Origin of the sequence: Mycobacterium sp. NAZ190054 (assembly GCF_001545925.1) — a bacterium.
Taxonomy (GTDB): Bacteria; Actinomycetota; Actinomycetes; order Mycobacteriales; family Mycobacteriaceae; genus Mycobacterium.
Genome location: NZ_LMVQ01000431.1, coordinates 1 through 1,806 on the forward strand (window position 1 = coordinate 1; position 1,806 = coordinate 1,806).

3 protein-coding genes are annotated in these 1,806 nt (G+C 69.9%); all 3 read left to right on the forward strand.

Annotation, left to right across the window (positions count from 1 at the left end; genetic code table 11):
* On the forward strand, nucleotides 1-1,012 hold a 1,012-nt coding region (locus ASJ79_RS23415; protein ID WP_067960568.1), incomplete at its 5' end, for an HNH endonuclease.
* A gap of 60 nt (nucleotides 1,013-1,072) precedes the next feature.
* Complete coding sequence (locus tag ASJ79_RS23420) at nucleotides 1,073-1,456, forward strand: PPOX class F420-dependent oxidoreductase (RefSeq protein ID WP_067960571.1); 384 nt, start codon at nucleotides 1,073-1,075, stop codon at nucleotides 1,454-1,456.
* Between the two features lie 37 nt (nucleotides 1,457-1,493).
* Nucleotides 1,494-1,806: FxsA family protein (locus tag ASJ79_RS23425; RefSeq protein ID WP_197420344.1), on the forward strand; the 313-nt coding region annotated here is incomplete at its 3' end.

The window sequence follows — 1,806 nt, forward strand, 5'->3', positions numbered from 1 at the left end:
GCCCCACACCCTGGCCGCGCTGGAGGCCGGGGTGCTCTCGGAATGGCGGGCCACCCTGATCGTGCGCGAATCAGCGTGTCTGAGCGTGCAACACCGCCGGGAGCTCGACGCCGAACTGTGCGCCGATCCGTCCCGGTTGGCGGGGTGGGGTAACCGGCGGGTGGAGGCCGAGGCCAAGACGATCGCCGCCCGCCTGGACGCCGCCGCCGTGGTCGAACGCATCGACAAAGCCGCCGCCGATTGCGCGGTGTCCTGCCGGCCGGCCCCCAACAACATGGTGTATGTGACGGTGCGGCTGCCACTGACCCAGGGCGTCGGGTTGTACGCGGCCTGCAAACGGGCCGCCGACACCAGCGCTGACGGGCGCCCGCGCGGGCAGGTGATGGCCGAGACCGTCTACGAGCGGGTGACCGGGCGGGCGGCGTCGGAGCCGGTGCCGATCGCGCTGAACCTGGTGATGGCCGACACCACCCTGGCCGGCGACGACAACGAACTCGGCTGGCTCGACGGCTACGGACCCGTCCCGGCCGGGCTCTGCCGGGCGTTGACCGGGGATGCGGTCGCCGATGTCGAGCCCAAGGCCACGCTGCGCCGGCTCTACCGTCATCCCACCAGCGGGCAACTGGTGGCGATGGAGTCGAAGGCGCGGAGGTTTCCGAAAGGGTTGGCGCTGTTGTTGCAGCGTCGGGATCGGACGTGCCGGACGCCGTACTGCAATGCCCCGATCCGCCATCACGATCACGCGGTTCCGGCCCGGGACGACGGAAAGACCAGCGCGGGTAACGGGCTCGGGTTGTGCGAGGCCTGCAACTACGCCAAAGAAGCGCCGGGTTGGCGGGTCAGTACGGGTGAGGAGAACGGGGAGCATCGCGCGGAGTATGTGACGCCGACCGGGGCGACCTACACCTCGATCGCCCCGGTGCTGCCCGGACCGCCGGTACGACGACGGCTCAGCCTGGCCGAAGGCCGACTCTCCATCGACCTCATCACCTTCGACACCAACGCCGCGTAGTGGGGGATCAGCGAGCGGCAGAGCAGGCGCCGGGCGGCTGCGGGCCACTACATTGGCGGCATGACCGCCACCTTTGCCGACGTCGCCAAGTCGGAGTACATCCTGCTGACCACGTTCACCAAGGACGGCCGCCCCAAGCCGACGGCGATCTGGGCTGCCCCGGCCGGCGACGGGCTGATCGCGATCACGCAGGAGAAGTCGTGGAAGGTCAAGCGGATTCGCAATACGTCTCGGGTGACCATCGCCCCGTGCGACCGGGTGGGGAAACCGAAAGGCGAGGCGGTCGAGGCGACGGCCCGGATCCTGGACAGGTCGGCCAACGGCGCGACCTACGACGCTCTGGGCCGGCGGTACGGACTGCTCGGCAAGACGTTCAACTTCTTCTCCAAGCTCCGCGGCGGCATGGCCAGGAACGTCTCGATCGAGCTCAGGCCGGTCGAGTAACCAGGAACCCGCGGTGGCGCCCGGTCGTTGGCACACTATGGCGATGCGGCTGTTCCTGATTTACGCGGTGCTCGAGGTGGCTGTCCTGGTGGCACTGACGTCGGCGATCGGTTTCGGCTGGACCGTGCTGCTGCTGGCGGGCACGTTCCTGCTCGGCCTGGCCCTCGCCGGATCCCAGTTGCGCCGCCATCTGCGCCGGCTGCGGTCCGGGGTGACGCTGTCCGACGCGCAGGGGGCGGTCACCGACAGCGTGCTGGTGGCGCTCGGTACCGTGCTCGTCGTGATTCCCGGCCTGGCCAGTTCCGTCCTCGGGCGCCGACGTCGCCAGCACCACCTGCAGTCCCAGCCGT